Origin of the sequence: Robertmurraya korlensis (genome assembly GCF_023715225.1) — a bacterium.
Classification (GTDB): Bacteria; Bacillota; Bacilli; order Bacillales; family Cytobacillaceae; genus Robertmurraya_A.
Window position 1 is genome coordinate 1 of sequence record NZ_JAMBNS010000184.1, and the last position, 241, is coordinate 241.

Genomic DNA, 241 nt, shown 5'->3' on the forward strand with positions numbered 1-241 from the left:
GCTCCCAAAGGTTAGCGGCGGACGGGTGAGTAACACGTGGGCAACCTGCCTATGAGACTGGGATAACTCCGGGAAACCGGGGCTAATACCGGATAATTCTTTTCTACACATGTAGAAAAGCTGAAAGATGGTTTCGGCTATCACTCATAGATGGGCCCGCGGCGCATTAGCTAGTTGGTGAGGTAACGGCTCACCAAGGCGACGATGCGTAGCCGACCTGAGAGGGTGATCGGCCACACTG

1 rRNA gene is annotated in these 241 nt (G+C 54.8%); it reads left to right on the forward strand.

Annotated elements, in window-relative coordinates:
• A 16S ribosomal RNA gene (locus M3175_RS26255) occupies window positions 1-241 on the forward strand; the annotation flags it as partial.